The sequence below is a fragment of the Shewanella sp. 10N.286.51.B7 genome (assembly GCF_002873615.1).
Classification (GTDB): Bacteria; Pseudomonadota; Gammaproteobacteria; order Enterobacterales; family Shewanellaceae; genus Shewanella; species Shewanella electrodiphila.
In genome coordinates, this window is sequence record NZ_MCUF01000042.1 from 1 (window position 1) to 4,477 (window position 4,477).

General features: G+C 38.9%; 4 protein-coding genes and 3 tRNA genes. 1 reads left to right on the forward strand and 6 read right to left on the reverse strand.

The features are described from left to right. The 4 genes from BCU84_RS12630 to BCU84_RS12645 form a co-directional block, all read right to left on the reverse strand. Positions 1–185 (reverse strand): GTP-binding protein (locus tag BCU84_RS12630; protein ID WP_241906426.1); only part of this gene is annotated, 185 nt, incomplete at its 3' end. A 195-nt stretch (positions 186–380) separates the two neighbouring features. Next, positions 381–454, reverse strand: a tRNA-Gly gene (locus BCU84_RS12635). Positions 455–490: 36 nt separating this feature from the next. Then, positions 491–575, reverse strand: a tRNA-Tyr gene (locus tag BCU84_RS12640). A 7-nt stretch (positions 576–582) separates the two neighbouring features. After that, positions 583–658, reverse strand: a tRNA-Thr gene (locus BCU84_RS12645). 221 nt (positions 659–879) lie between these two features. Here BCU84_RS12645 and coaA point away from each other — a divergent pair. Continuing rightward, a complete protein-coding gene (gene coaA, locus BCU84_RS12650) occupies positions 880–1,830 on the forward strand; it encodes a type I pantothenate kinase (RefSeq protein ID WP_102528447.1) in 951 nt (316 codons plus the stop codon). Between the two features lie 20 nt (positions 1,831–1,850). On the opposite strand, the gene birA is transcribed toward coaA, so the two are convergent. Then, entirely contained in the window at positions 1,851–2,813 is a 963-nt protein-coding gene (birA, locus tag BCU84_RS12655) for a bifunctional biotin--[acetyl-CoA-carboxylase] ligase/biotin operon repressor BirA (protein WP_102528448.1), read from the reverse strand. Then, positions 2,813–3,856 carry a UDP-N-acetylmuramate dehydrogenase gene (gene murB, locus BCU84_RS12660; protein ID WP_241906427.1) on the reverse strand — a complete coding sequence of 348 codons (1,044 nt, stop codon included), beginning with the start codon at positions 3,854–3,856 and terminating at the stop codon, positions 2,813–2,815. Before murB ends, birA begins: the two co-directional genes overlap by 1 nt. Positions 3,857–4,477: the final 621 nt, after the last annotated feature.

The following is a 4,477-nucleotide window of genomic DNA, read 5'->3' on the forward strand; positions in this document are numbered from 1 at the left end:
GTAATACCGCGCTCACGCTCTTCTGGAGCGTTATCGATTTGTGCGAAATCTTTAACTTCACCACCGTAAGTTTTGGTTAAAACAGCTGAGATTGCAGCAGTTAGCGTTGTTTTACCATGGTCGACGTGACCGATTGTACCCACGTTTACGTGTGGTTTATTACGTTCAAATTTTTCTTTAGCCATGATATTGCCTCAATCCAGAGTCTTGGTGATGAAAACACATATAGAAAAAGTCCGATGCATAGAATGACATCGAATTAATTAGTTTAGTTTTGGTGATTAAGTTTAGCATAAGACAGGACGTGCTGATTTAAAGGATTTGATTGACTTAATAGTTCATTTAAACGAACTACTAAGCAATCAAGTCGTTCAGCAATTTGGAGCGGATGGCGGGAATCGAACCCGCGTTATCAGCTTGGAAGGCTGGAGTAATACCATTATACGACATCCGCGCAACCTGAATAAGGCTACCTAACTACCTTTAAAAATGGTGGAGGGAGAAGGATTCGAACCTTCGAAGGCTGAGCCGTCAGATTTACAGTCTGATCCCTTTGGCCACTCGGGAACCCCTCCATAAAAATGGTGCCGGCACCAAGAGTCGAACTCGGGACCTACTGATTACAAGTCAGTTGCTCTACCAACTGAGCTATGCCGGCTAATCATTTCGGAAACGGATATTAGGTAAATGTTGGCGTAAGTGCAATAGGAAATGCATAAAAAAGCTAAAAAAAGTTTCAAATGGCGCTTTTTTGGGCTTTATTTGATTGAGCAGGATAAAAATAAAGCGATTTAGTCAACCGACGATAAGTAAGATGACTTTAGCTATTGTTCAAAATAATTTGGTGGTGTACTGTGCCTGACCTAAGGAAAGGAAGATATGACAGCGACCAATACATTACATCAAACACTTTATTTTTCATTTCTTCGCCAACAGTGGTCAGAATTACGTAATTCTGTACCTTTAACACTTAGCGAAGATGAACTAGCCAATCTACGTGGTATGAATGAACAGCTGTCATTAGATGAAGTCACTGACATTTATCTTCCCTTAAGCCGTTTATTAAATCTCATTATTGATTCAAAGCAGCAAAGCAGTGTGGTGCTTGATCAATTTTTAAATCACAAACCCACTAAAACACCTTACATCATTAGTATTTCTGGTAGTGTTGCTGTTGGTAAAAGTACCACTGCTCGAATTCTTCAGACATTATTACAACGTTGGCCTGAGCACCCTAAAGTTGAACTAGTCACCACTGATGGCTTCTTATACCCCTTGGCAGAACTCACCCATAATAACCTGCTAAAGCGAAAAGGCTTTCCAGAGAGTTATGACATGAAAATGCTGATCGATTTTATTTCTGCAGTAAAAGCAGGTGAGCCCAATGTCAGTGCGCCCCTTTATTCTCATGTGACTTATGACAGACTCACTGATGAAGTACAGAACATTAATCAACCTGACATTCTTATTATCGAAGGGTTAAATGTACTTCAAACCGCGCTAGATCCTAGCCCTGAAAGTAAAAGTAGTTTCTTATCCGATTATGTTGATTTCTCTATTTATGTCGATGCTGAAGAATCATTATTAAAAGAATGGTACCAACAACGCTTTTTAAAGTTCAGACAAGGCGCATTTAGCGATCCAAAGTCTTTCTTTCATCACTATTCACAACTTTCAGATGAGGAAGCCAACGCTACCGCTGCCAACATTTGGGATACGATCAATGGCCCCAATTTACAAACAAACATAAAACCAAGCCGCGAGCGTGCAAATTTAATTCTAAAAAAAGCGGCCAACCATCTGGTTGACCGAGTTTTATTGCGTAAATAGTTGCTAGAAATTTATTCAGTTTACTCACTTCCGCGTAAACTGATCTCTCCACCTATATATGACGTTATTACTCCATTGTGCTCTAGTAGCACTGCACCTTGTTTATCAATGCCCTTACATGTTCCTGTGACATTATTTGGTGCCATTAATAGATTAATCTGTTTGTCATAAAACAAATCATACTCTTGCCACTGAGGTATAAAAGGTTCCATACCTTCAGCTTCAAACTGCATGAGATCAACTTTAAGTTGTTTATGAATAGCCGTTAACAGCTCAGTTTTGTCAGGCATTGAATTCAAAGAGGTTAAATCACTCCATGGTTGGTCAATCTGCTCGGCATGTTGTTCTGACATGCTCATATTGATACCAAAGCCTATTACCAAATGACACTCATCGATTGAATGACCCGATAGCTCAATTAATATCCCTGCTAACTTCTTATTATCTCGGTAAATGTCATTCGGCCATTTAACGCCTAAACCATCGACTCCAAACGCCTTTAAGGAAGTCACAATTGAACAAGCAACAACAAGACTAAGCCCCATGGCTGCATTCATGCCTTGGTTAAGTCTCCAAAACAAAGATGCGTAAACATGTTGACCATATGGTGAAACCCATTGTCTGCCTCTTCTACCTCGACCCGCTGACTGATATTCAGCAATACAAATATCACCATTTTTTAGTTCATCAGCATGTTGAAGCATAAAAGCATTAGTACTTTCTATTTCATGAAAATAAAAGCAACGATTTTCGATGTTGTTTACAAGTTTACTTTTATCAAAAATAGGTAATTGTTTAGCTAATTTATATCCCTTACCTTTTACACTGAAGATATCGACACCATAGGTTTCTAATTGTGCAATATGATTGTTAACTGCAGTACGAGATAATCCCACTTGCTGTGCAATTAGTTCACCAGAGATAAATTCAGTATGATCTAACAGTCCAATAATCTGCGCTTTCTTGTCCCAATGCTCATTCATTACAAATTTACCTCGCCAGTTCCACCAATAATCCTTGGCTCAGGATCCAATTGAATTCCAAATTTAGCTAACACAATATCCATTATGTAATGTGCAAGCTGACAAATATCTTCTCCGACTGCGTCATCCAAGTTCACTAACACTAAGGCCTGTTTATCATGCACTGCGGCTCGACCTTTATTGACCCCTTTAAGGCCTGCTTCATCAATTAACCAACCAGCTGCAATTTTAATTTGGCCATCAGCTTGGGCATAACCAACCAAATCAGAATAGGTCTTAAGTAGCTCAATATATTGAGAGGCTTCTATTATTGGGTTCTTAAAGAAACTGCCTACATTACCAAGCACTGCTGGGTCAGGTAACTTGCTCTTTCGAATATCACATACAGTGTCATATACTTGTTTTGGTGTGACTGTTTCTAAATTAAAGTGCTGCAGTGGGCCATATTCTATATTTGCCTGCCATACCTTTGGTAATCTAAACTGAACTTCAGTAATGGCAATTTGATTCTTTAATTCATTTTTAAAAATTGAATCACGATATCCGAAATGACACTCTGAATTAGTTAATGTATTGCTTTCTAAGCTAGCTAAATTCAAGTAACTGACTTTCTGACAATACTTGTTAATCTCAACCCCATAGGCACCAATATTTTGAATAGGTGCAGCACCAACAGTGCCAGGTATCAGTGCTAAGTTCTCCAAGCCATGAAAACCATTATCTAAACAATAGCCAACAAACTCATGCCAACTTTCGCCCGCCTGTACAGAGATATAAAAAGCTTCAGCATCTTCACTAACTTCAATGCCCTTTGTCGCCACTTTAATCACTACGCCTTGGTAATCACTAGTAAAAACAACATTACTCCCTCCACCTAAAATCAATGTAGGTAGTGAAGCATTCGCTGCTTTAATAAGTTGTTGTTTAAGTTCTATAACAGACGTTACTTCAAAAAATTGAAGGCAGCCCTGCTCTAAAGCTAATGTATTAAATGGTTTTAAGCTGACAGGCATATTTAGATATTTTGGAAAATGATAGTTCATTGTACCTTGGTGAATTTAATAACACTATCAGGCAAATAAATTAGGTATTTGAGACGGTAGAAATTAACGGATTACTTATGCAGTAGTTCGCCTTGAGCTCTCACTCAAAGATATCCGATTCAATCTAACTCGTTGCATCTAACTTTACACTTGAGTTTTATAATCATATAACCCAGCTACAATAAAGCCCATTACGTGAGTAACGGGCTATCTGCTCTCAATTAAGAGGCACTAATTTTAAAGATATGGGGCGCTTGGCGATCAACTATTTTTTACTATCCTTGTAAGGGTACATAGGCATATCGACCGCGCTGTCTGTTAGCTTTAGCTACTAACTAACTCATTCACTCAATTTCCAGACACAAAAAAGCCCGTTACGTAAGTAACGGGCTATCTGCTCTCAATTAAGAGGCACTAATTTTAAAGATATGGGGCGCTTGGCGATGACCTTTTTTTTACTACCCTTATAAGGGCATATGGGCATATGGGCATATGGGCATATGGGCATATCGCTCACACTATCAACTGTTGATGTGTCTAAACCCGCGGTTGAACTTTTTTTAGGCAAAGAAAAAGCCCTAACACATTGTGTTAGGGCTTTTCAGTATTAGGCGCTTGGCG